This is a genomic window from Pseudomonas sp. RC3H12 (assembly GCF_018596375.1).
Taxonomy (GTDB): Bacteria; Pseudomonadota; Gammaproteobacteria; order Pseudomonadales; family Pseudomonadaceae; genus Aquipseudomonas.
This window is the reverse complement of the sequence record NZ_CP075595.1, coordinates 3,074,037-3,098,440: the sequence shown is the minus strand read 5'-3', so window position 1 is coordinate 3,098,440 and position 24,404 is coordinate 3,074,037. Positions and strand designations below refer to the sequence as shown.

Sequence of the window (24,404 nt, the reverse complement as noted above, 5' to 3'; positions counted from 1 at the left end):
AGTGATGCCGGGGCTTTTTCATGGGGCGTGCGCGGAGTTTGTGGTGGTGCGCGAATCGAGCGCCGCCCGCGCGGCGCTCGGTCTCACTGGCGATAAAAATCCTGTGACGAGCCCCTCGCGTTACTTGAACCGCCGCTCCACCCCTTTCTCCACCAGGATCTTCGCCGAAATCTCCTCCACCGAAAAATGCGTGGAATTGATGTTGGGAATGTTCTCCCGACGGAACAGGTTCTCCACTTCGCGCACCTCGAACTCGCACTGGGCGAAGCTTGCGTAGCGGCTGTTGGGCTTGCGTTCGTGGCGGATCGCGGTCAGGCGGTCGGGGTCGATGGTCAGGCCGAACAGCTTGTTGTGGTGCTTCTTGAGCACCGCCGGCAGCTGCAGGCGCTCCATGTCGTCCTCGGTCAGCGGGTAGTTGGCGGCGCGGATGCCGAACTGCATGGCCATGTACAGGCAGGTCGGGGTCTTGCCGCAACGCGACACGCCCACCAGGATCAGGTCGGCCTTGTCGTAGTAGTGGGTGCGCGCGCCATCGTCGTTGTCCAGGGCGAAGTTGACCGCCTCGATACGCTCCATATAGTTGGAATTGCCACCGATCGAGTGGGATTTGCCCACGGAATACGACGAATGGGCGGTCAATTCCTGCTCGAGCGGGGATAAAAACGTCGAGAAGATGTCGATCATGAAGCCATTGGACGTGGCCATGACCTCACGGATGTCCTGGTTGACGATGGTGTCGAAAATGATCGGACGCACCCCGTCGCGCTCGGCCGCGGCGTTGATTTGCTGGACCATGGCCCGGGCCTTTTCCAGCGTATCGATGTAGGGGCGCGTGAATTTATTGAACGGAATGCTCTCGAATTGTGCGAGCAGGCTCTGGCCCAGCGTTTCTGCAGTGATGCCGGTACCGTCGGAGATGAAGAACGCGGTTCGTTTCATTTGCACCTGGGGGCCTTAAGCTGCCGAAGATTTCTGGATATGATAGGTTCGGTTTGCCGAACGCGGTTGCACGGCATTCTCACTTATTTTCCAGGTCCAGGCCACAAGCGTCCGGCCCAGTCATTCAGGCAGGCGGGCGCCCTTGAGCTTTTCCAATACAGTTAGTGGAGAGATCACCTTGGTAGAGTACGTAGTTTCCCTCGATAAGCTCGGCGTCCATGATGTGGAGCATGTGGGGGGCAAGAACGCATCCCTGGGCGAGATGATCAGTAACCTCGCAGGTGCCGGTGTCTCGGTGCCGGGCGGCTTTGCCACTACGGCTCAGGCGTACCGCGATTTTCTCGAGCAAAGTGGCCTCAACGACCGCATCCATGCGGCGCTCGACGCGCTGGATGTCGACGATGTCAACGCCCTGGCCAAGACCGGCGCGCAGATCCGCCAGTGGGTGATGGAAGCCGATTTCCCGGCGCGCCTCGATTCGGAAATCCGAACCGCCTTCGCCGAAATGTCCCAGGGCAATGACAACATGGCCGTGGCCGTGCGCTCCTCGGCCACCGCTGAAGACCTGCCGGACGCCTCCTTCGCCGGCCAGCAGGAGACCTTCCTCAACATCCGTGGCGTCGACAACGTGATCCGCGCGGCCAAGGAAGTGTTCGCCTCGCTGTTCAATGACCGCGCCATTTCCTACCGCGTGCACCAGGGCTTCGACCACAAGCTGGTCGCCCTGTCCGCTGGCGTGCAACGCATGGTCCGCTCCGAGACCGGTACTGCGGGCGTGATGTTCACCCTGGACACCGAGTCGGGCTTCCGCGACGTGGTGTTCATCACCGGTGCCTATGGCCTGGGTGAAACCGTGGTCCAGGGTGCGGTCAACCCGGACGAGTTCTACGTGCACAAGAACACCTTGCAGGCCGGTCGCCCGGCGATCCTGCGCCGCAACCTGGGCAGCAAGGCGATCAAGATGGTCTATGGCGACGAAGCCAAGGCCGGTCGTTCGGTCAAGACCGTCGAGGTCGACCGCGCCGAGCGTGCGCGCTTCTGCCTGAGCGACGACGAAGTCAATGAACTGGCCAAGCAGGCCATGATCATCGAACAGCACTACCAGCGCCCGATGGACATCGAGTGGGCCAAGGACGGTGACGACGGCAAGCTGTACATCGTCCAGGCCCGTCCCGAGACCGTGAAGAGCCGCGCCAGCGCCAATGTCATGGAGCGCTACCTGCTGAAAGAGAAGGGCACCGTGCTGGTCGAAGGACGTGCCATCGGCCAGCGCATCGGCGCCGGCAAAGTCCGCGTGATCAACGACGTGTCCGAGATGGACAAGGTCCAGCCAGGCGATGTGCTGGTCTCGGACATGACCGACCCTGACTGGGAGCCGGTGATGAAGCGCGCCAGCGCCATCGTCACCAACCGAGGCGGGCGTACCTGCCACGCGGCGATCATCGCCCGTGAACTGGGCATCCCGGCGGTGGTCGGCTGCGGTAACGCCACCCAGGTCCTGAAAGATGGCCAGGGCGTCACCGTTTCCTGCGCCGAAGGCGACACCGGCTTCATCTTCGAAGGTGAGCTGGGCTTCGACATCAAGCAGAACTCGGTCGACGCCATGCCGGAGCTGCCGTTCAAGATCATGATGAACGTCGGCAACCCGGACCGCGCCTTCGACTTCGCCCAGTTGCCCAATGCCGGTGTCGGCCTGGCGCGCCTGGAGTTCATCATCAACCGTATGATCGGCGTGCATCCCAAGGCGCTGCTCAACTACGCCGGCCTGCCGCCGGAGCTGAAAGAGAGCGTCGACAAGCGCATTGCCGGCTACAACGACCCGGTCGGCTTCTATGTCGAGAAGCTGGTCGAGGGCATCAGCACCCTGGCTGCGGCCTTCTACCCGAAAAAGGTCATCGTGCGCCTTTCGGACTTCAAGTCCAACGAATACGCCAACCTGATCGGCGGCAAGCTCTACGAGCCGGAAGAAGAAAATCCCATGCTGGGCTTCCGCGGTGCGTCGCGCTACATCAGCGAGTCGTTCCGTGACTGCTTCGAGCTCGAGTGCCGTGCGCTCAAGCGCGTGCGCAACGAGATGGGCCTGACCAACGTCGAGATCATGGTGCCGTTCGTGCGCACCCTGGGCGAGGCCAGCCAGGTCGTTGACCTGCTCGCCGAAAACGGCCTGGCCCGCGGCGACAACGGCCTGCGCGTGATCATGATGTGCGAGCTGCCGTCCAACGCCATCCTGGCCGAAGAGTTCCTCGAGTACTTCGACGGCTTCTCCATCGGCTCCAATGACCTGACCCAGCTCACCCTGGGCCTGGACCGCGATTCCGGCATCATCGCCCACCTGTTCGATGAGCGAAATCCTGCCGTGAAGAAGCTGCTGGCCAACGCCATCGCCGCGTGCAACAAGGCCGGCAAGTACATCGGCATCTGCGGCCAGGGCCCGTCGGACCACCCCGACCTGGCCAAGTGGTTGATGGAGCAGGGCATCGAAAGCGTGTCGCTGAACCCGGACTCGGTGCTTGAGACCTGGTTCTTCCTGGCCGAAGGCCAGGGCGCTGCCTGATGCGGTAACAGGGCGCCTGTAGCGCCCTGGTGTTAGTGCGTGGGAGCGGCGGTGCGCCGATGCGACTTGCCCCGCGATAGCGTCAGTGAAGACACCTCTGTAGTCTGCTCTGACACCATCGTGGGGCAAGTCGCATCGGCGCACCGCCGCTCCCACGTTTCATGTCCACTGAATTTGTGAAGCCATGCAAAGCAGCAGCACCCAATTTCCCGTCGCGTTGCTCAGTGCCGAGCGCCGCGGCGACCTCAGCGAAGACGTCTACCGGATCAAGGCCGGCAACAGCCCGGATGCGAGTGTAGAACTGGCCGTCACCCGCCTGGGCCTGGCCGATCAGGAGCGCGTCCAGGGCATGCCGGTCATTCTCCTGCACGGCAGCTTCTCCAACCGGCGTTTCTGGTATTCGCCCAAGGGCATCGGCCTGGGCGCCTACCTGGCACGTGCCGGTTTCGATGTTTGGATCCCGGAGATGCGCGGCCACGGCCTGTCGCCGCGCAACCGCGACTGGCGGCAGAATCGCGTGGCCGACTATGCGCGCTACGATCTGCCGGTGATCGGCGCCTTCGTACATGAAAAAGCCGGGCAGGTTCCGCGCTGGATCGGCCACTCGCTGGGCGGCACCACGTTGGCGGCGGCACTGGGCAGCGGCTATCTCGACACCGGCCTGGTGGCCAGTGCGGCGTTGTTTGGCACCCAGGTCAGCCGGGTTTATTGGCCGTTAAAAGTGCCACCGGTGGAGTGGGGCGCGCGCATGCTGCTCAAGCGTTTTGCGCAGATTTCCGGTTCGCGCCTCAAGCGGGGCCCGGAAGACGAACCCATCGGCCTGGCCCTGGAGAGCCTGCGCTGGAATGGCCTGTTCGGCCGCTTCGGCGACAAGGAGAAGGACTGGTGGTCGGGGCTGGCCGAAGTCGAGGTGCCGCTGCTGGCGGTGGCCGGAGCCGGTGACTTCCAGGATCCGGTGTGGGCCTGCCGCAAGCTGTTCGAGCAGTTTGGCGGTGATGCCAGGCAGTTCCTGCGCCTGGGCCGCGAGGAAGGCTTCGAGGCCTTCGGGCATGTCGACATGCTGGTCAGCAAGGCGGCGCAGGCCCAGGTGTGGCCGTTGGTGGAGCGCTGGCTGCGCGACCCCCTGGTACCGGTGCATGCCTCGACGGTGGTGATGGAGCCTGTGGCTGCCAGTTGAACATCGGCCGGCGGGGCGACGGTTCAACTGACTACTCGGTCCCGGATGACTGCCGGCCCTTCCAAGGTGTAGCCTTGGCCGACACCCGCTTTCGTTGTGACTGACAGGAGTTTCCCATGCAGCATTACGTAACGCCCGACCTGTGCGACGCCTACCCGGACCTGGTCCAGGTGCTTGAACCCATGTTCAGCAACTTCGGCGGCCACGACTCATTCGGCGGCCAAATCGTCACCATCAAGTGCTTCGAAGACAATTCCCTGGTCAAGGAACAGGTCGAGCTCGACGGCAAGGGCAAGGTCCTGGTGGTCGACGGCGGCGGTTCGCTGCGCCGTGCGCTACTGGGCGACATGCTCGCCGAGAAGGCCGCGAAGAATGGCTGGGAAGGCCTGCTGATCTACGGCTGCGTGCGTGACGTGGACGTGCTGGCGCAGACCGATGTCGGTATCCAGGCCCTGGCCAGCCACCCGATGAAGACCGACAAACGCGGCATTGGCGACCTCAACGTCGCGGTGACCTTTGCCGGCGTGACCTTCCGCCCGGGCGAATACGTGTACGCCGACAACAACGGCGTGCTGGTCTCGCCAAGCCCGCTGAAGATGCCCGAGTGATTCGCCGCACACCCATGGAGCTTTGATGTTCGAGGAAGACAACGCGCAATGGGGCCTGGTGCATGCCCTGGTGCTCGATGGCAAGGGTGGCGCGCGTTCGATCGCCCGCACCGAGCTGGACGACCTGCAGTTGCAGCCCCAGGAGAGCCTGTGGCTGCACTGGGACCGCAGCCATCCGCAGACTCGCACCTGGCTGCTGCACGACAGCGGTCTGAGCGAGTTCGCCTGCGAACTGTTGCTTGAGGAGAACACCCGCCCGCGCCTGTTGCAGATGGCCGGCGAGCAGATGCTGCTGTTCCTGCGCGGGGTCAACCTCAACCCGGGTGCCGAACCCGAGGACATGGTTTCGGTACGTATCTTCGCCGAGGCGCGGCGGGTCATCTCGCTGCGTTTGCGGCCGCTGCGCGCCAGCGACGAGGTGCTCCAGCAGCTGGACGAGGGCAGGGGGCCGAAAACGGCTTCCGAACTGTTGTTGCTGATGGGCGAACTGCTGACCGAGAAGGTCCAGGCGCTCGTCAGCGACCTGTCCGAAGCGGTCGATCTGGAAGAGGAAAAGGCAGAATCCGACGAACGGTATTCTCCAGCCCAGGGCAGCCTGCAGCAGATCCGCCGTCGTGCCGCCGGCCTGCGCCGTTTCCTTGCCCCTCAGCGCGATATCTATGCCCAGCTTTCGCGCAATAAATGCAGTTGGTTCGCCGATGCTGACGCGGACTACTGGAACGAGCTGAACAACAGCCTGATCCGCTACCTCGAAGAACTCGAACTGGCTCGCGAGCGAGCCGCCCTGGTGCTGGAAAGCGAGGATCGGCGCCGCAGCGAGCGAATGAACCGGACCATGTACCGGTTTGGCATCATTACCTGCATTTTCCTGCCCATGAGCTTTGTCACGGGCCTGCTGGGCATCAATGTCGGCGGTATTCCCGGGGCGGAAAACCCCTACGGCTTCGCGCTCGCCTGCACCGTGGTGCTGGGGCTGGCGGCGGGGCAGTGGTGGTTGTTCCGTCGACTGCGCTGGGTCTGAAATGAGGCATTTTGAAACATTCGTCCCAGTGGCAGGTGTGACCCATCGCCTGGCACCCACGTCTTTGACTGACATTGCGCGAGGTGCCCATGCACGATCCGTTTGAAGAATCCCTGCGCGACCTGCTCAAGGCGTCGCCGTCCGGCCAGGACCGTGACGACGCCGCGTGCCTGGGTCGCGTGCTCAAGACCGCCAACCGCCAGGTTGGCGCGGGCGATCTGTTCAGCCTGCTTGGCCGCTGGAGCCAGGCGCTGCTGATCGCCGTGAACAATGGCTCGGCGCATGTGGCGCCGGTGCGCCGCAACTCTACCCGCAACCCTGCCGCAGGCAGCCCTGCAGATAAGGCCGATTGAATATGGAACTCGATCTCTGGACCCAGAGCCTGGTCACCGCCATGACTGCCCTTTGGACCAAGGTGGCGAACTTCATCCCCAACCTGTTCGGCGCGCTGGTCGTGGTGCTGCTTGGTTTTGTCGTGGCCAAGCTGCTCGACACCTTGCTGTCCAAGGTGCTGGCCAAGTTCGGCCTGGACCGCCTGATGAGTGGTACCGGCCTGACCAAGATGCTCGCCCGGATTGGTATCCAGGTACCGATTTCGACGCTGATCGGCAAGATCGTCTATTGGTTCGTGCTGTTGATCTTCCTGGTTTCGGCGGCTGAATCGCTGGGCCTGGAGCGGGTCTCGGCGACCCTGGACATGCTGGCGCTGTACCTGCCCAAGGTATTCGGCGCGGCGCTGGTGATGCTGGCCGGCGTGCTGTTGGCGCAACTGGCCAACGGCCTTGTGCGCGGCGCCGCCGAGGGCATCGGCCTGGAGTACGCCGCTGGCGTCGGGCGTATCGTCCAGGGCCTCGTGATCATCATCAGTATTTCGGTGGCCATCAGCCAGCTGGAGGTCAAGACCGACCTGCTCAACCACGTGATCGTCATCGGGCTGATTACCGTTGGTCTGGCAATTGCCCTGGCGATGGGCCTGGGCAGCCGTGAAATTGCTGGACAGATCCTGGCCGGCATCTATGTGCGTGAGCTCTATCAGGTCGGCCAGCACGTGCGCATTGGCGAGGTCGAAGGGCACATCGAGGAGATCGGCACGGTCAAGACGACCCTGCTGACCGATGATGGCGAACTGGTGTCGTTGTCTAATCGCGAGCTGCTCGAGCAGCGCGTGAATAGCCGCTAACCGAACAAAAGCTGTTAATGTATGCCGCCGCAAAAAACGGCCCACGGGGCCGAGCGGCGACATTGACCTGACTGTCGGCCAGATCCGTTTTGAATAAAGTTCATTCGCCGCCCATGCGCTATGACCCCCGCGAGCTCACCGACGAGGAGTTGGTGGCGCGTTCGCATGAGGAGCTGTTTCATGTCACCCGCGCCTATGAGGAACTCATGCGGCGCTACCAGCGCACGCTGTTCAACGTCTGTGCGCGCTACCTGGGGAACGATCGGGATGCCGACGATGTCTGTCAGGAGGTGATGCTCAAGGTGCTCTACGGGTTGAAGAACTTCGAGGGCAAGTCCAAGTTCAAGACCTGGCTCTACAGCATCACCTACAACGAATGCATCACCCAGTACCGCAAGGAGCGTCGCAAGCGCCGGCTGATGGATGCGCTGAGCCTGGACCCTGTCGAAGAGGCGTCCGAGGACAAGGCACCGAAGCCGGAAGAAAAAGGCGGGCTGGATAAATGGCTGGTACATGTGAACCCGATCGACCGGGAAATCCTGGTGCTGCGCTTTGTCGCGGAGCTGGAATTCCAGGAGATCGCGGACATCATGCACATGGGCCTGAGCGCCACGAAAATGCGCTACAAGCGTGCGCTCGACAAGCTTAGAGAGAAATTTGCAGGCGTGGCTGAAACTTAGTGGCCTGCAAATACCTCTAACCAACCGGCAAGTTCTGCTAGACTTGCCGTCGAGTTGTCCCCCGGATGTTGGTGGGACTGCTTAACTATCACCAGATGGGGATTTAACGGATGAAATTGAAAAACACCTTGGGCTTGGCCATTGGCTCGCTCGTGGCCGTGACTTCGCTCGGCGCTCTGGCTCAAGGCCAAGGCGCAGTCGAAATCGAAGGTAACGTTACCAAGCAGTTCTACGACAGCGAACGTAACTTCAAGAACACCGGCACCAATCCAGGTGTTCGCCTCGGTTACTTCCTGACCGACGACGTCTCCCTGGACCTGGGCTACAACGAGACCCACAACGCTCGTGGTGAAGTCTTCAACAAAGACATCAAAGGCTCCAAGACCAAGCTCGACGCTACCTACCACTTCGGTACCGTAGGCGATGCACTGCGTCCGTACGTTTCCGCCGGTTTCGCTCACGAGAGCCTGGGCCAGGCCACTCGTAGCGGCCGTGACCACTCCACCTTCGCCAACGTTGGCGCTGGCGCCAAGTGGTACATCACCGACATGTTCTTCGCCCGTGCCGGCGTCGAAGCCATGTACAACATCGACAACGGCAACACCGAGTGGGGCCCGACCGTTGGTCTGGGTCTGAACTTCGGTGGCAGCGGTGGCCAGAAAGCCGCTCCTGCGCCTGCTCCAGTTGCCGAAGTCTGCTCCGACAGCGACAACGATGGCGTCTGCGACAACGTCGACAAGTGCCCTGACACCCCAGCCAACGTTACCGTTGACGCTGATGGCTGCCCGGCTGTTGCCGAAGTCGTTCGCGTTGAGCTGGACGTCAAGTTCGACTTCGACAAGTCGGTCGTCAAGCCAAACAGCTACGGCGACATCAAGAACCTGGCTGACTTCATGAAGCAGTACCCACAGACCACCACCACCGTGGAAGGTCACACTGACTCCGTCGGCCCAGACGCTTACAACCAGAAGCTGTCCGAGCGTCGTGCCAGCGCTGTCAAGCAGGTCCTGACCCAGCAGTACGGTGTTGAATCGAGCCGTGTTGACTCGGTTGGCTACGGTGAGACCCGTCCGGTCGCCGACAACGCCACCGAAGCTGGCCGCGCCGTCAACCGTCGCGTAGAAGCTCAGGTAGAAGCCCAGGCCAAGTAATTGGTTTGACGCTTCACGAAAAACCCGGCCTTGGCCGGGTTTTTCTTTGTCCGCGATTTTTTGGGGGCGATGGGGCGTGGATGGCCGCGTGCTCAGTGCTTGAGCAGAACCACCAACAGCACCATGTTCAACAGCAGCGACAGCAGCCCAATCGTGCGCCATACCTTAAGTGGCTCACGCTCCAGCAGTGGTCGTGGTCGCTCGTCCAGTTCCTGGCGATCCCCCCGCTCCAGCAACAGCAACCACTGTTCGGCGGTCTCGAAGCGCTGCGCTGGATCTGCCGCCACCGCCTGCAACAGGTTGTGCTGCAACCACTCCGGCACATCCGGGCGGTAGCGCGCCGGGTTTACTGGCGTACCGAAGCGTGGCCGTTGGAACGCCTCGACTTCGCCGTAGGGGTAGTGGCCGGTAAGCAGCTGGTAAAGCGTCACGCCCGCGGCATAGAGGTCCTGACGCGGCGCAGGGGGCAGGCCGTCGTAGGCTTCCGGGGCAAGGAACGAAGGCGTGCCTGGCAAGGCGCGGGGCGGGTCCTCGGAAAGCCCCGGACAGTACGCCAGTCCGAAGTCCAGCAGGCGCAACTGGCCATCTTCGCCCAAGTGAAGGTTTTCCGGCTTGATGTCACGGTGCAGCAGGTTGCGCCGGTGCAGCGCGCCGACAGCCTGCAGCAGCTGGCGCGTCATTTCCAGCCATTGCGCCAGGGGCAGCGGGCCGCCCGCCACGAGCAGGTTGGCGAGGGTCGTGCCCGGGTATTCGCGCATCAGGTAGTACAGGTGCTGGCGCTGGCTGGCCGGGTGCACTTCGGGGAAGTGGCGGCCGGCGACCCGGCGCAGGAACCACTCTTCCATGAGCAAGGTCTGGGCGGCCCCGGGCTCGTTATCGCGGGCCGGGGGCAGGGTCTTGAGCAACCAGGGCCGGCCTTGCGGATCACGGGTGCGGTAGAGCAGCGCTTGCCTGCTCTGGGCCAGCAAACCGTCGACCTGCCAGCCATCGATCATCTGGCCTTCACGCAAAGCGGCTGGCAGCGGCCACTGCTTGAGCTGCGCCAGGGTGTCGCCCAGGTTGCTCGCGCCCAGCTGGTCGACTCGTACCAGCAAGGCGCTGGCATTGTCCTGGCTGCCGCAGTGGTGGGCGCTGGCCACGAGGGTATCGGCGGCTTCCTGCAGGTCGCGGTGTTCGCGCAGGATCGATTGGATATGCGCATCGTCCAGGCTGGCCCACACGCCGTCGCTGAGTAGCACGAAGCACTCGCCTTCGTGCAGATCGCCCTCCAGATAGTCCACCAACAACTGCTGGTCCAGCCCCAGCGCGCGCTTGAGCACGTGCTGCATGCCGGGCTGGTCCCACACATGGTCTTCACTCAGGCATTGCAGTTGGTCGTCCTGCCAGCGGTACACCCGGCAGTCGCCGACGTGGGCGAGGGTGAAGCGTCGCCCGCGCAGCACCAGGGCGCTGAGGGTGGTGAGCAGCGGCTGGCCGTTGCCTTGGGCGCGCAGCCAGCGGTTTTGCGCCATCAGCAGACGGTCCAGGGCCTGGGCCACGCTCCAGGTGGCGGGCGTGGCGTAGTAGTCCAGGGCCAGGGCCTGCAAGCTGGCGCGCGCTGCCAGGCCGCCGTCGGCGCATTGGCTGACGCCGTCGGCCAGCGCGCACAGGTAGCCCTTGCTGGCCGCCAGCTCGGCTGCAGGGGTGACCAGGCGCAGGGCATCCTGGTTATCCGTGCGCGGGCCTGTGGCGCTGGCCTGGGCGAAGCTCAGTAGCAGGCTCATGGCGGCGCCTCAGACCCGCGCCGCGGTGACTGCGGCCGAGCCCCAGGTGGTGCGCCAGCGCTGCTTGACGCCATGCAGGCCGAACCAGGCCAGCAGGCCGAGGCTGGCGAACAGCCACAGGCCGAGCTGGTAGTCGCCGGTGTGCTGCTTGATGGTGCCAAGGCCCGCAGCGAGGAGGAAACCGCCGATACCGCCGGCCATGCCGATCAGCCCGGTCATCACGCCGATCTCCTGGCGGAAGCGCTGCGGCACCAGTTGGAACACCGCGCCATTGCCCGCACCGAGCCCGAGCATGGCGCTGACGAACAGCGCCAGGGCCGCCGCCGCGCTGGGCAGGTTGAAGCCTACTGCCGCGATGCACACGGCGGCCACGCTGTACATCGCCAGCAGGGTGCGGATGCCGCCGAAGCGATCGGCCAGGGCGCCGCCGAGCGGGCGCATGAGGCTGCCGGCGAACACACAGGCGGCGGTGTAGTAGCCGGCGGTCACCGGGCTCAGGCCGTACTGGTCGCTGAAATAGCCGGGCAGGGCGCTGGCCAGGCCGATGAAGCCGCCGAAGGTGACACTGTAGAAGAACATGAACCACCAGCTGTCGCGGTCGCCGAGGGCCTTGAGGTAGTCGGCCATGGCCTTGGGCTTGGGCCGTTGCGGGGCATTGCGGGCCAGCCAGGCGAACAGCACCAGGGTCAGCAGCAGCGGCAGCAGGGCAAAGCCGAACACATTGTTCCAGCCGAAGGCGGCGGCCAGCGCTGGCGCCAGCAGCGCGGCGAACACCGTGCCGGAGTTGCCGGCACCGGCGATGCCCATGGCCTTGCCCTGGTGCTGCGGCGGGTACCACTGCGAGGCCAGCGGCAGAGACACGGCGAACGAGGCCCCGGCAAAGCCAAGGAACACACCCAGCAGCAAGGCTTGTTCGTAGCTGCGCACGCCCAGCTGCCAGGCACAGGCCAGGGCGACGATCACCACCACCTGGCCGATCAGCCCGGCGGTCTTGGGCGACAGGCGATCGACCAGCACGCCCATGGCAAAGCGCAGCAGCGCGCCGGCCAGGATCGGCGTGGCCACCATCAGGCCGCGTTGCTGTGCGGTCAGTTGCAGGTCGGCGGCAATCTGCACCGCCATCGGGCCGAGCAGGTACCAGACCATGAAACTCAGGTCGAAATACAGGAAGGCGGCGAACAGGGTGGGCACATGCCCGGATTTCCAGAAGCTCGTATTCATCTGACACCTCGTGGGGCGCACAACACAGGGCGGAAACGAAAAGACGCCGCTGCCCGGTCCACGGATGAGTGGCTGGGGAGCGACGTCTTTGTCGGGGTCTGGGGGGCAACCGCCGTTGGCTACCTGGGGTTCCATGAGCAAGAGACGGGCCAAGGTCTGCGGGTCATTGCAACTAGCCCAGCATCTCCGACATGGCGATGATCTGCTCCGCCACCTGGATCAGCTTCTGCTGGCGGCTCATGGCCTGGCGGCGCATCAGGGTGTAGGCCGCTTCCTCGTTGCAGTCCTTCATTTTCATCAGCAGCCCCTTGGCTTGTTCGATGCGCTTGCGCTCGGCCAGTTGCTGGTCGCGGGCCAGCAATTGCGCCTTCAATGCCTGGTCGCTTTCGAAACGGGCCATGGCCACGTCGAGGATCGGCTGCAGGCGCGTGGCCTGGATACCCTCGACGATATAGGCGCTGACTCCAGCCTGGATCGCCTGGCGCATCACGTCGGGGTCATGCTCGTCGGTGAATAGCACGATCGGGCGGGGGCGATCGCGGCTGACCAGCACCACCTGTTCCATCACATCCCGGCCAGGTGACTCGGTATCGATCAGCACCACGTCCGGGTGCACCGTTTCGACACAGGCGGGCAGGTCGATGCTCAGGTTGCCGGCCTCGATCACTTCGAAGCCGGCCTCGATCAGGGCCGCCTTGAGACGACCGACTTTCTTTTCGGTGTCGTCGATCAGCAGGATACGCAGCATGCTCGTCCCCTCAATGACTGGCGCGGGCATCAGGCGCCGCGTCCAGGGCGTGTAGGGGGAAGCTGCGCGCATAGCCATGGGGGTCGCTGCCGTCCCAGCGGCGGCCGTCGAGCAGCAGGCTGCTGCGCATGGGTAGGTCGGCGCAGGGCACGCCCAGTGCTGAGGCGGCCTCGCGGTAAAGGGCCAGCTGTTGCACCTGGCGGGCGACCCCGAGGTAGTCCGGGTCGTCACGCAGCAGGCCCCAGCGGCGGAACTGGGTCATGAACCACATGCCGTCGGACAGGTAGGGCAGGTTGGCCCGGCCCTGGTCGAACAGGCGCAGGGCATGGGGGTCGTGCCAGCGGTGACCGAGGCCATCCTGATAGTCGCCGAGCAGGCGCGGCTCGATGCTGTCGACGGGGGTGTCAAGGTAGGCGCTGCCGCTGAGCAGTTGCGCGGTGCTGCGGCGGTTCTCCTGGCTCTGCTCGATGAAGTGCGCGGCGGCGAGTACCGACTGGATCAGTGCGCGGGCGCTGTTGGGGTACTGTTCGACGAAACCCCGGGCGCAGGCCAGGACCTTTTCCGGGTGATCGGGCCAGATCGACTGGCTGGTGGCCAGGGTGAAGCCCTGGCCCTTGGCGAGCGCGTCCGCCGACCAGGGTTCGCCGACGCAGAAGCCGTCGATACGTCCGGCCTGCAGGTGGGCGGTCATCTGCGCCGGGGGCACCACCACGCTGCTGACGTCACGCAATGGGTGAATCCCCTGGCTGGCCAGCCAGTAGTACAGCCACAGGGCATGGGTGCCGGTGGGAAAGGTCTGGGCGAAGGTGAGTCGTGCGCCTTGCTGGTGCACCAGCCGCGCCAGTGCCTCGGGGTTGGTCACGCCCTTGCGCTGCAGTGCGGCGGAGAGGTTGATGGCCTGGGCGTTCTGGTTCAGGCCCATAAGCACGGCCAGGGGGCTGGCGGGCACGCCGCCGATACCGAGGTGCACGGCGTATACCAGCCCATACAGGCAGTGGGCGGCGTCGAGCTCGCCGCTGACCAGCTTGTCGCGCAGCCCGGCCCAAGAGGCCTGGCGGCGCAGGTTTAACGTCAGGCCGAATGGCTGGGCGAAGCCCTGGGTGGCGGCGACCACCACCGAGGCGCAGTCGGTGAGGGCCATGAAACCGATGTCCAGGCTGGGTTTTTCCGGCGCGTCGCTACCGTTGACCCAGGCCAGGGGCGTTGTCGGGAGGGCTGTGTTCACGGAGTTCCTCGAGCGTTCGCAATAGAGCGGCATGCAACAGACATAGCAACCCATGTGCCATGGCCCTGTCGCCCCGGCGGCGCGCTGGCTATAATCGCCCCCTCACACACCGCGAGTCCGCCCGCCCATGTATACCCTGGCCCGCCAGCTGCTGTTCAAGCTCTCCCCGGAAACCTCCCACGACCTCTCGCTGGACCTGATCGGCGCCGGTGGCCGCCTGGGGCTCAATGGTCTGCTGTGCAAGCAACCAGCGGCGTTGCCGGTGACGGTGATGGGCTTGAACTTCGCCAACCCGGTCGGCCTGGCCGCTGGCCTGGACAAGAACGGCGCGGCCATCGACGGTTTCGCCCAGCTGGGCTTCGGCTTTGTCGAGATCGGCACCGTGACGCCACGCCCGCAGCCGGGCAACCCCAAGCCACGGCTGTTCCGCCTGCCTGAAGCCACGGCCATCATCAACCGCATGGGCTTCAACAACCTGGGTGTCGACCACTTGCTGGCACGTGTGCGCGCCTCGAAGTACACCGGGGTACTGGGTATCAACATCGGCAAGAACTTCGACACCCCGGTCGAACGGGCCCAGGACGACTACCTGATCTGCCTGGAAAAGGTCTACAACGACGCCAGCTACATCACCGTCAACGTCAGCTCGCCGAATACCCCGGGCCTGCGTTCGCTGCAGTTCGGCGACTCGCTCAAGCAACTGCTCGATGCCCTGGCCGAGCGCCGTGAACAGCTGGCCACGGCCAACGGCAAGCGCGTGCCATTGGCGATCAAGATTGCACCGGACATGAGCGACGAAGAGACCGCGCTGGTGGCTGCGGCGCTGCGCGAGTCGGGCATGGACGCGGTGATCGCCACCAATACCACCCTGGGCCGCGAAGGTGTCGAAGGCCTGCCGTTCGGTGGCGAGGCGGGCGGCCTGTCGGGTGCGCCGGTACTGCAAAAGAGCACGCACACGGTGAAGGTGCTGGCGGGCGAGCTGGGCGGTAAGCTGCCGATCATCGCCGCTGGCGGCATTACCGAGGGGCGCCACGCGGCTGAGAAGATCGCCGCTGGGGCTAGCCTGGTGCAGATCTATTCGGGCTTTATCTACAAAGGCCCGGCGTTGATTCGTGAAGCGGTGGATGCGATTGCGGCGATGCCGAAACCATGAAATGAGCCGCTCCCACGCTGTATAGAAGATATGGCGAGAAAATAAGGTGCATAAAAAAGGGCCCCTTCAAAGGGGCCCCTGGGCCGCAGCCCGCCGCCCGGATAGGGCGCGCATGGTGACTCGAATTCAGTGTCCTCGTTCAGCCAACGGCGTGATTTTCGTTGAGTCTATGAATGCCAGCGGTGCCGGTCATGCCATCCCAGTTATCGCCGCGACCTTCGCGCCAGCCGTTGATCCAGGCTTGGCGTACAGAGGGTAGATTGAAGGGGCAAAGTTCGCGGGATTTGCCGGTGACTCCATACTGGTAGCCACGTGAATATGCTCTTTCCAACGGATCACGCTTAAGTCTTCTCATAGGGTGTTGCCCTCACTTGTTGACTGTAATGTCCCGTCGGCCTCTCCGAGGCCGGGCAGAATCGTTCTGCCGGTTTGCGCCCGCTGCCGGCGTCGCGGGCTGAAAGTGCCGCCCCGTTGCGGTGCGGCCTGAGATCAGTTCTAACGAATGCGAGTCACAGTGTGAATGATCGATTTGTCATAAGGACGTAACCTTTCCGAGGGTGAGGGGATAAGTAAATAAATGCGACTCAACCTTGTTTGCCGTTGAGCCCGCTATGATCAGGGTTTAGTCAACGTTGACGTCAATTGGCCAGCGTTGCTCGATGATGACAGTAATAATTGGTAATGCGACGAAGGGTCACATCTGAACCCTGGGTCCACGAAATTTTCACACTGCCCGACGATCAAAGCCTCTTTCGCTTCTGCGCGAGGCGTTGGTCTGCCGGGCGGCCAGGTCTTGCGAACGCTTCGCAAGGCCACCCGGGCGCCTGCTGGAAAGGTGCGCGGGCAAACAGCGGCAGCCGATGCGTCGGCTTGCCATCTACCTAGCCAAAGGCTCTGGATTGCACATGTCGGACCGTTTCGAACTTTATCTCACCTGCCCCAAGGGTCTTGAAGGCCTGCTCGCCGAGGAGGCCCGCCAACTGGGCCTGAGCGAGGTGCGTGAACACACCTCGGCCATTCGCGGCGACGCCGATATGGAAACCGCCTATCGCCTATGCCTGTGGTCGCGCCTGGCCAACCGGGTGCTGCTGGTGCTCAAGCGTTTTTCCATGAAGAACGCCGATGACCTCTATGACGGTGTGCACGCCCTCGATTGGGCCGATCACCTGGCGGCCGACGGTACGTTGGCGGTGGAGTTCAGCGGCCATGGTTCGGGTATCGACAACACCCACTTCGGCGCCCTGAAGGTGAAGGACGCCATCGTCGACAAGCTGCGCAACCGCGAAGGCCTGCGCCCGTCGGTGGAGAAGGTCGACCCGGACGTGCGCGTACACCTGCGCCTGGACCGTGGCGAGGCCATCCTGTCCCTCGACCTGTCCGGCCACAGCCTGCACCAGCGCGGCTATCGCCTGCAGCAGGGCGCGGCGCCATTGAAGGAAAACCTGGCAGCGGCGGTGCTGATCCGCTCGGGCTGGCCACGCATTGCGGCCGAGGGCGGCGCCCTGGCTGACCCGATGTGCGGTGTGGGCACCTTCCTGGTCGAGGCGGCGATGATCGCCGCCGACATCGCCCCCAACCTCAAGCGCGAGCGCTGGGGCTTCACGGCCTGGCTCGGGCACGTACCGGCGCTGTGGCGCAAGCTGCACGAGGAGGCCCAGGCCCGTGCCCAAGTGGGCCTGGCCAAGCCACCGTTGTGGATTCGTGGCTACGAGGCCGACCCGCGGCTGATCCAGCCGGGGCGCAACAACGTCGAGCGCGCAGGCCTGGGCGACTGGGTGAAGATCTATCAGGGAGAGGTGGCCAGCTTCGAGCCGCGCCCAGACCAGAACCAGAAGGGCCTGGTGATCAGCAACCCACCCTATGGCGAGCGCCTGGGCGATGAGGCCAGCCTGCTGTACCTCTACCAGAACCTCGGCGAGCGCCTGCGCCAGGCATGCATGGGCTGGGACGCGGCGGTGTTCACCGGCGCGCCGGAGCTGGGCAAGCGCATGGGTATCCGCAGCCACAAGCAATACGCTTTCTGGAACGGCGCATTGCCGTGCAAGCTGTTGCTGTTCAAGGTCCAGCCCGACCAGTTCGTCACTGGCGATCGTCGTCAGGCCCAGGCCGACGCGGGTGAGGGCGAGCCGCGCCGCCAGGCGCCGGTGGCCAGCGAGCCGGCGCGCCTGTCGGAAGGCGCGCAGATGTTCGCCAACCGCCTGCAGAAGAACTTCAAGCAGCTGGGCAAGTGGGCCCGCCGCGAGCAGGTCGATTGCTACCGCGTGTACGATGCCGACATGCCCGAGTACGCCTTGGCTGTCGACCTGTACCACGACTGGGTGCACGTGCAGGAGTATGCCGCGCCGCGCTCGATCGACCCGGACAAGGCCCAGGCACGCCTGCTCGACGCGTTGACCGCGATTCCGCAGGCCCTTGGCGTCGATCCGCAGCGCGTGGTGCTCAAGCGCCGGGAGCGCCAGACCGGCACCCGCCAGTACGAACGCCAGGCCACCGAAGGACGCTTCCAGGAAGTCAGCGAGGGCGGCGTCAAGCTGCTGGTCAACCTCACCGACTACCTCGACACCGGCCTGTTCCTCGACCACCGCCCGATGCGCCTGCGTATCCAGCGCGAGGCGGCGGGCAAGCGCTTCCTCAACCTGTTCTGCTACACCGCCACGGCCAGCGTGCATGCAGCCAAGGGCGGCGCGCGCAGCACCACCAGCGTCGACCTGTCGAAGACCTACCTGGACTGGGCACGGCGCAACCTGTCGCTCAACGGTTTCTCCGAGCGCAACCGCCTGGAGCAGGGCGACGTCATGGCCTGGCTGGAGAACGCCCAGGACAGCTACGACCTGATCTTCATCGACCCGCCGACCTTCTCCAACTCCAAGCGCATGGAAGGGGTGTTCGACGTGCAGCGCGACCATGTGCAACTGCTCGACCTGGCCATGGCGCGCCTGGCGCCGGGTGGTGTGCTGTACTTCTCCAACAACTTCCGCAAGTTCCAGCTCGACGAGCACCTGGCGACGCGGTATGCGGTGGAGGAAATCAGCGCCCAGACCCTGGACCCTGACTTCGCTCGCAACAACCGCATCCATCGCGCCTGGCAGCTGCGTTTGCGCTGAGCCGACGAGGTACATGGCGTGGCCACTGGCCAGCGGCTATAAAGCAGGACAGGGCGGGACAATACGCAGGACGCTGACGTTGCTGAGAGTCCTCTATGTCGAACCCAGGCGTACCTGCGAAGCCGCTTGGCCTGTTCGGTGACGAGCTGTCGGCCTGGGGCGTGGCCCTGGCGGCGCTGGTCGCCGGGGCGCTGCTCACGGCCGCGCTGGCCATTGCCACGCAGACCTTCTTCAAGCAGCAACTGCGCCAGCGCTTCGAACTGCTGGCCAGTGAGCGCTACAGCCGCATCGCTGAACGTTTCGAGGAGCAGGAGCAGCGCCTGGACGGCCTGCGCCGCTTCTTCGCCTACTCCAGTGAAGTCAAGCCCTACGAGTTCGATGGCTACGCCCGCCCGTTGCTGCATCGCACCCAGGCCTACTCCTGGGCGCCGCGGGTAGCGTCCGGGCAGCGCGCGGCGTTCGAGCAGCAGGCCGGCGCCTTGCTGGGGCAGCCTTACCAGATCCGCGACCTGGACGCCCAGGGGCGTTGGCAGGCGGCAGCGATGCGCGATCACTACTACCCGGTCCTGTACACCCAGGCGGCGAGCCGGCAGGCCCAGCCCTATGGTTTCGACCTTGGCGGGCAGGCGCTGCGCGCCGCGACCCTGGCCCGGGCCTCGGGCCCTGGCAGCATGGCGGTGTCTGCGCCGCTGGACATGATCAATGTCGAGCCGGCCTACACCCGCGGCCTGCTGATGGTCGCCCCGGTGTTCGCCGATGATGCGCCGGCGAGCGAGTTGCCCCGAGGTTATGTGATGGCGTTGCTCAGCCTGCACCAGTTGATAGCCGAGAGCCTGCCGACCGTGGCCGATGACAACCTGGTGGTGCGCATCCTCGATCTGTCCACCGAGGGTGGTCACGAGGTGCTGTTCGACTCGGGCATGCCGCCGGCGCGCATGGGCCTTGCCAGCAGTCACCTGCTGCACCTGGCCGACCATCACTACCAGCTCGATATTCGCCCCAGCCAGGGCTTTCTGTTGGCCAACCGGTCGTCTGCGGTGCCAGTCGTGGCATTGCTGGGTGGCCTGCTGAGCATATTGCTGGCGCTGCTGCTTTACAGCCTGTTCAGCCAGCGCCAGCGTGCCCTGGGCCTGGTGGCCCGGCGCACCGCCGAGTTGCGTGTCAGCGAGCAGTCGTTGCGCGAGACTCACAACCAGTTGCGCAGCGTGCTCGATGCCGCGACCCAGGTCGCGATCATCGCCACCAGCCTGCGCGGAGTGATCGGCACGTTCAATGCCGGCGCCGAACGCATGCTGGGCTACTCGGCCGGCGAAGCGCTGGGCCAGCTGCGGCTGGAGGACCTGGTGTTGCCCGAAGAGCTGCACCAGCGTGCCCATGCCTTGAGCGTGCGCTTTGGCCGCGAGGTCGGCGCCGGCCAGGCGATGTTCGCCGAAACGGTGCAGGAGGGTGGCGCTCAGCCGGCGGACTGGACGCTGGTACGCAAGGACGGCAGCCATCTGCTGGCCAACATGCTGGTGACGGCGGTGCTGGACGAGCAGGGCTTGTGGGTGGGTTACCTGGCGATCTGCATCGATGTCACCGAGAGGCGCCGGGTGCACGAAGCCCTGGCGGCTCGCGATCGGTTGCTGGAGAAACTCAGTGCCGAGGTGCCTGGCGGGATCTACCAGTACCGCCTGGATGCCGATGGCCATTCCTGTTTTCCCTATGCCAGCCAAGGTTTGCACGACATCTACGAGGTTGACCTGGCGGTGCTGCGCGAGGATGCCTCGGCGGTTTTCGAGCGTATTCACCCTGACGACGTGGAGCGGGTGCGACGCTCGGTGCGGTATTCCGCCGAGCACCTTGCGCCGTGGCGCGAGGAGTATCGGGTGTGCCTGCCGCAAGCGGGGCTGCGCTGGGTGCGTGGGGAGGCTACGCCAGAAATTGGCGAGCATGGCAGCACGCTGTGGCATGGCTACCTGACCGATATCTCGGATCTCAAGCGGGTCGAGGAAGAGTTGCGCGCATTGTCGGTGACCGACGCCCTGACCGGTATCTACAACCGGCGCTATTTCCAGGAGCGGCTGCGCAACGAACTGGATCGGGCCCAGCGCGAAGGTCTGGACCTGGCGGTGATCATGCTGGATATCGACCATTTCAAGCGTATCAACGATCAGTTCGGGCATGCGGTCGGGGATCATGTGCTGCGCAATCTGTGCCAGCGGATCGCGCATCGGCTGCGGCGCACCGATGTGTTCTGCCGTTTGGGCGGGGAGGAGTTCATGGTGCTGTGCCCCGGGAGCAATGCCGAGCAGGCGCGGATGCTGGCGCAGGAGTTGTGGCAGGGGGTGCGCAGTGTGCCGGTGGAGGGCGTTGGGCGGGTCACGGCGAGTTTCGGGGTGGCGGGGTGGCGGGCGGGGGAGGGGGCGGATGCGTTGTTGTTGCGGGCGGATGCTGGGGTTTATGTGGCCAAGCAGGGGGGGAGGGATCGGGTTGAGGGGGAGTTGTTGTCTTGACTTGGGTTTGATGTTCTTTTTGGTTGGTGAATAGTATTTGGTGTTGGTTTGAAGTTGTATGCGAATTCAGGTTATATTTCGGTGCGTCGGTGTATTGTGTTATTTTCAATCGATAAATTTCCAGGTTTTGCTCTTGCTCTTGCTCTTGCTCTGCTTTTGCTTCTAAGTGCGCGATAGTTCAGGCGACACAAATTGCGACTTCAGGAGGCCGAACGTAGGACTTGCGGAGGGAGGTGACGGGCATGGATGCCCGTCAAGCGCTGCGCCCCAGGATGGGGCGTTCAGCGCGGTCCTCCCGGGAGCAAGGCCGGAGTGAGGGGACCCCGGAGCGAAGCGTAGGGGCCGGATGAATGGAGCGTGTACGGATCACCCACATGGGTTACACAAAAGTTCACTCACATAGGTGACAACACCTTGAGCGTTACATAACCATCAGTGGCATCCCGCACATCGACCCTGCCAAGGATGATGGGACCGAAAATAACATCCCAGACGCCATCCCCAACCTGCTCCAGTCCAATGGTCTGGTGCTTGAGCACATAACCTACGTAGATCCTCAAGCCCCGGCGATTGATGATGCCGGAGCTATCAGCCGGCAAGCTCTCGATATGACTGGGATAGGTCATTTCGGGGAGCTTTTCAGGGAATGGCCGTGGAGATGGCTGGTAGCAAGACGCCGGTGTTTTCTGCTTCAGCGCTTCATGCAAGCGCTCGTGATTGTAGTGCTGCCGAAAGCGATCAAAGTGCCGTTGTTGAGCCTCCCAGGCCACTGCCGGCGGCGATGGGAGCGTGCTTTTGAGCGTTCGATGCATGCGCTCGTGGCGGCCATTCTGTTCAGGCCGACCAGGCGCAATGCGCTCGGGAATGATGCCTAGACGCAGCCACCAGATCGACAGCTGAGAAAGTCCCGCACGCCCCTTACTGGCAAACGGCACACCGTTATCGGTACGAATCCGCTCAGGCAAGCCATTCTCTCGGAACACTTGGGTGAAAACGGCCTGGGTTTCCAGCAGGTTGGTATTGGGCATGCTGTGGCAGGCGAGGAGGAAACGACTGGCGTGATCCATGATCGTCAGCGGATAGCACCAGACGCCTGCACCTGTCAGAAATTGACCTTTGTAGTCCGCACTGAACAGCTGGTTAGGCGACTCGGCCTTCTCCAGTGGCTTGGGATAGACCGCTACACGCTGACGTAAGCGGCGTGGTTTGACCAATTCGGCTTTCTTGAGGATGTTGTAGATCGCTGTCTTCGAGGGCGGCGCCTGATCAGGAAAACGCTCCTGCAGCGCAGCCTGGATCTTTTTCGGCCCCGGTTCCGTTTCGCCTCGACTGCGCAATTCGATGATGGCTTCGCGAACTGCGGCGGGTACGACCCAATCCTGGTTCAACCGGCGGCGGCTGCGTTCTTCCAGCCCCGAAGGCCCCTCTTTCTCATATCGCTCGACCCATTTGTAGCCGGTCTTTCGGCTGATCTCGTAGGCCTGGCACAGGGCACTGAAGCTGGGCGGCCCCTGCAGGTAATCCGCGATGAAAAGCATTTTAAGGTCCATAGGTTTCAGCTCTCGCCAAGGCATGGTCAGATCCTCGAAAACCGACCCTGCCAGTTAAAGACTGTTACCTATGTGCGTGAACTGATTTGTAACCCATGTGGGTGAGTCATACCAGCGAGCATTTTTTGGTTCCTTTTTGATGCTTCTGTATGGACCGGACACATGGTGGACACGTGTACGGAGACATGGTTGACACTTTTCGGCAAGCAATCTGCCGGGAATACGACCATGCCTTGGAACGCGAGAGATGCCATGAGCTTGAGAGAAGAGTTCGTTAACCTGGCCAATCACCCGGACGCTAATATGAGGGAGCTATGCCGCCGGTTCGGCATTAGCCCTCAGACGGGTTACAAATGGCTCAATCGATTTCGACAGGACGGCCTGCCCGGCTTGCAGGAGCGCTCTCGAAAGCCGGCCGCCAGCCCTCGCAAGACTCAGCCTGGGCTAGAAGAGGAAGTGATTGCCATCCGTAAGGAGCACTCTACGTGGGGTGGCCGAAAGATCAGTCACCTGCTTGATCAGCGAATCTGTGCCAGCACCGTAACCAATGTCCTGCATCGGCATGGATTGATCACCGCAGAGGCATCCGAGGCCGCTAAACCATGGACACGCTTTGAGCGCGAAGCCCCGAATGATCTGTGGCAGATCGATTTTAAAGGCTTCTTCCAAACGGCTCAGGGACCTTGTTATCCGCTGACGCTGATTGATGACCACTCTCGCTTCAACCTTGTGATACAGGCCTGCGCACATCAGCGCACAGAGTTGGTCATGGAGCACCTGACCGATCTGTTCAGCCGGTATGGACTGCCTGTGCAGATCAACGCGGATAATGGCTCGCCCTGGGGAGCACCAAGAAATCCTGGAGAACTCACACCGCTAGGTATCTGGTTGGTTCGACTAGGAATTCGACTGACTTTCAGCAGACCAGGGCACCCACAAACCAATGGCAAGGATGAGCGATTCCATCGGACGCTCAAGGCCGAGGTACTGACAGGGCGCAGCTTCCGGGATCTGCGAGAAGCGCAGGAAGCTTTCGACCTCTGGCGGGGCATTTACAACTACAAGCGTCCTCATCAACAGCTGGGCTACAAAGTGCCGGCAGATCGCTACCAGATGAGCAGGCGGGCCTTCCCAAGCCGTCTACCGACCGTTGAATACGGTCCCGACGATATTCTGGTGAAACCCTACAGCAGTCAGTTTCGCTTCAAGAAGCGCTCATTTCGGATAGCGAAGGCGCTAGCAGGCTATGTATTGGCGCTCCGCCGCAGCGATCAAGGGCCCGACCATTTTGATGTTTACTTCTGCCAACACAAGCTGCGAACCATCGACTTCAACAACCCCGACGGTAAGCGATAATGTGTCCACCATGTCCCCGCACATGTGTCAGCGATGTCTCAAGTCCATACATGCTTCAAAAAGGGACCCGCCGTAAGGGCGGAAAGGTGATTAAGCGTCACCATCGTAAATGAATGCGTATATAGCTTTTAAAACATACGCTGTGTAAGTCAAAGTCAAAGTCAAAGTCAAAGTCAAAGTCAAAGTCAAAGTCAAAGTCAAAGTCAAATGCGATTGGCGTGGGTTTTTACAGTTGTAAGCGCATTCATTTGCTATAATGACGCATATTCACCCTTTCGCCACCCGGCGAGTCACTTTTTGTCAAACGCGACAAAAAGTAACCAAAAAACGCTGCGCTCCATTCATCCGGCCCTACGCTTCGCTCCGGGTCCCCTCACTCCGGCCTTGCTCCCGGGAGGACCGCGCTGAACGCCCCATCCTGGGGCGCAGCGCTTGACGGGCATCCATGCCCGTCACCTCCCTCCGCAAGTCCTGCGTTC

19 protein-coding genes are annotated in these 24,404 nt (G+C 63.2%); 12 read left to right on the top strand and 7 right to left on the bottom strand.

Annotated features, from left to right (window positions below):
• Nucleotides 1–120: 120 nt before the first annotated feature.
• Nucleotides 121–939, bottom strand: a complete 819-nt coding sequence (gene ppsR / locus KHO27_RS14095; RefSeq protein ID WP_046854746.1) for a posphoenolpyruvate synthetase regulatory kinase/phosphorylase PpsR — start codon at nt 937–939, stop codon at nt 121–123.
• 178 nt (nt 940–1,117) lie between these two features.
• Between ppsR and ppsA the strand changes: the two genes are divergently transcribed.
• From ppsA to KHO27_RS14055, 8 genes are all read left to right on the top strand, one after another.
• Nucleotides 1,118–3,493, top strand: a complete 2,376-nt coding sequence (ppsA, locus tag KHO27_RS14090; protein WP_102682729.1) for a phosphoenolpyruvate synthase — start codon at nt 1,118–1,120, stop codon at nt 3,491–3,493.
• Between the two features lie 184 nt (nt 3,494–3,677).
• Nucleotides 3,678–4,670 (top strand): alpha/beta fold hydrolase, encoded by a 993-nt coding sequence (locus tag KHO27_RS14085; RefSeq protein ID WP_110704519.1) that lies wholly within the window; start codon nt 3,678–3,680, stop codon nt 4,668–4,670.
• Between the two features lie 116 nt (nt 4,671–4,786).
• Entirely contained in the window at nt 4,787–5,278 is a 492-nt protein-coding gene (gene rraA / locus KHO27_RS14080) for a ribonuclease E activity regulator RraA (protein WP_023630330.1), read from the top strand.
• A gap of 25 nt (nt 5,279–5,303) precedes the next feature.
• A complete protein-coding gene (gene cmaX, locus KHO27_RS14075; protein WP_110704517.1) occupies nt 5,304–6,299 on the top strand; it encodes a divalent cation transporter CmaX in 996 nt (331 codons plus the stop codon).
• Between the two features lie 89 nt (nt 6,300–6,388).
• Entirely contained in the window at nt 6,389–6,652 is a 264-nt protein-coding gene (locus KHO27_RS14070; RefSeq protein WP_038706516.1) for a hypothetical protein, read from the top strand.
• 2 nt (nt 6,653–6,654) lie between these two features.
• A complete protein-coding gene (locus tag KHO27_RS14065) occupies nt 6,655–7,479 on the top strand; it encodes a mechanosensitive ion channel family protein (protein WP_023632140.1) in 825 nt (274 codons plus the stop codon).
• Nucleotides 7,480–7,592: 113 nt separating this feature from the next.
• A complete protein-coding gene (gene sigX, locus KHO27_RS14060; RefSeq protein ID WP_046854750.1) occupies nt 7,593–8,159 on the top strand; it encodes an RNA polymerase sigma factor SigX in 567 nt (188 codons plus the stop codon).
• Nucleotides 8,160–8,269: 110 nt separating this feature from the next.
• Nucleotides 8,270–9,310 carry an OmpA family protein gene (locus KHO27_RS14055; protein WP_046854751.1) on the top strand — a complete coding sequence of 347 codons (1,041 nt, stop codon included), beginning with the start codon at nt 8,270–8,272 and terminating at the stop codon, nt 9,308–9,310.
• Between the two features lie 92 nt (nt 9,311–9,402).
• On the opposite strand, the gene KHO27_RS14050 is transcribed toward KHO27_RS14055, so the two are convergent.
• From KHO27_RS14050 to KHO27_RS14035, 4 genes are all read right to left on the bottom strand, one after another.
• A complete protein-coding gene (locus KHO27_RS14050; RefSeq protein ID WP_214500388.1) occupies nt 9,403–11,073 on the bottom strand; it encodes a bifunctional protein-serine/threonine kinase/phosphatase in 1,671 nt (556 codons plus the stop codon).
• Nucleotides 11,074–11,082: 9 nt separating this feature from the next.
• Nucleotides 11,083–12,294: a nitrate/nitrite transporter gene (locus KHO27_RS14045; protein WP_110704511.1), complete on the bottom strand. Its 1,212-nt coding sequence runs from the start codon at nt 12,292–12,294 to the stop codon at nt 11,083–11,085.
• Between the two features lie 172 nt (nt 12,295–12,466).
• Nucleotides 12,467–13,042 (bottom strand): ANTAR domain-containing response regulator, encoded by a 576-nt coding sequence (locus KHO27_RS14040; RefSeq protein WP_046854754.1) that lies wholly within the window; start codon nt 13,040–13,042, stop codon nt 12,467–12,469.
• Between the two features lie 10 nt (nt 13,043–13,052).
• Nucleotides 13,053–14,300 (bottom strand): CmpA/NrtA family ABC transporter substrate-binding protein, encoded by a 1,248-nt coding sequence (locus KHO27_RS14035; RefSeq protein WP_110704509.1) that lies wholly within the window; start codon nt 14,298–14,300, stop codon nt 13,053–13,055.
• A 94-nt stretch (nt 14,301–14,394) separates the two neighbouring features.
• Here KHO27_RS14035 and KHO27_RS14030 point away from each other — a divergent pair, with 94 nt between their 5' ends.
• Nucleotides 14,395–15,420 carry a quinone-dependent dihydroorotate dehydrogenase gene (locus KHO27_RS14030; protein WP_102682737.1) on the top strand — a complete coding sequence of 342 codons (1,026 nt, stop codon included), beginning with the start codon at nt 14,395–14,397 and terminating at the stop codon, nt 15,418–15,420.
• A gap of 139 nt (nt 15,421–15,559) precedes the next feature.
• On the opposite strand, the gene rmf is transcribed toward KHO27_RS14030, so the two are convergent.
• On the bottom strand, nt 15,560–15,775 hold the full coding sequence (rmf, locus tag KHO27_RS14025; protein ID WP_003248687.1) for a ribosome modulation factor: 216 nt from the start codon (nt 15,773–15,775) through the stop codon (nt 15,560–15,562).
• Nucleotides 15,776–16,325: 550 nt separating this feature from the next.
• Between rmf and rlmKL the strand changes: the two genes are divergently transcribed.
• Together rlmKL and KHO27_RS14015 are read left to right on the top strand one after the other, a co-directional pair.
• Nucleotides 16,326–18,524, top strand: a complete 2,199-nt coding sequence (gene rlmKL / locus KHO27_RS14020) for a bifunctional 23S rRNA (guanine(2069)-N(7))-methyltransferase RlmK/23S rRNA (guanine(2445)-N(2))-methyltransferase RlmL (RefSeq protein ID WP_110704507.1) — start codon at nt 16,326–16,328, stop codon at nt 18,522–18,524.
• A gap of 95 nt (nt 18,525–18,619) precedes the next feature.
• The gene (locus KHO27_RS14015) at nt 18,620–21,019 is read left to right on the top strand and encodes a sensor domain-containing diguanylate cyclase (protein WP_214500387.1); all 2,400 of its coding nucleotides are present in this window, start codon (nt 18,620–18,622) and stop codon (nt 21,017–21,019) included.
• A 395-nt stretch (nt 21,020–21,414) separates the two neighbouring features.
• On the opposite strand, the gene KHO27_RS14010 is transcribed toward KHO27_RS14015, so the two are convergent.
• A complete protein-coding gene (locus tag KHO27_RS14010) occupies nt 21,415–22,593 on the bottom strand; it encodes an integrase core domain-containing protein (protein WP_111533459.1) in 1,179 nt (392 codons plus the stop codon).
• 204 nt (nt 22,594–22,797) lie between these two features.
• Between KHO27_RS14010 and KHO27_RS14005 the strand changes: the two genes are divergently transcribed.
• Nucleotides 22,798–23,925 carry an IS481 family transposase gene (locus tag KHO27_RS14005; protein WP_214500386.1) on the top strand — a complete coding sequence of 376 codons (1,128 nt, stop codon included), beginning with the start codon at nt 22,798–22,800 and terminating at the stop codon, nt 23,923–23,925.
• Nucleotides 23,926–24,404: the final 479 nt, after the last annotated feature.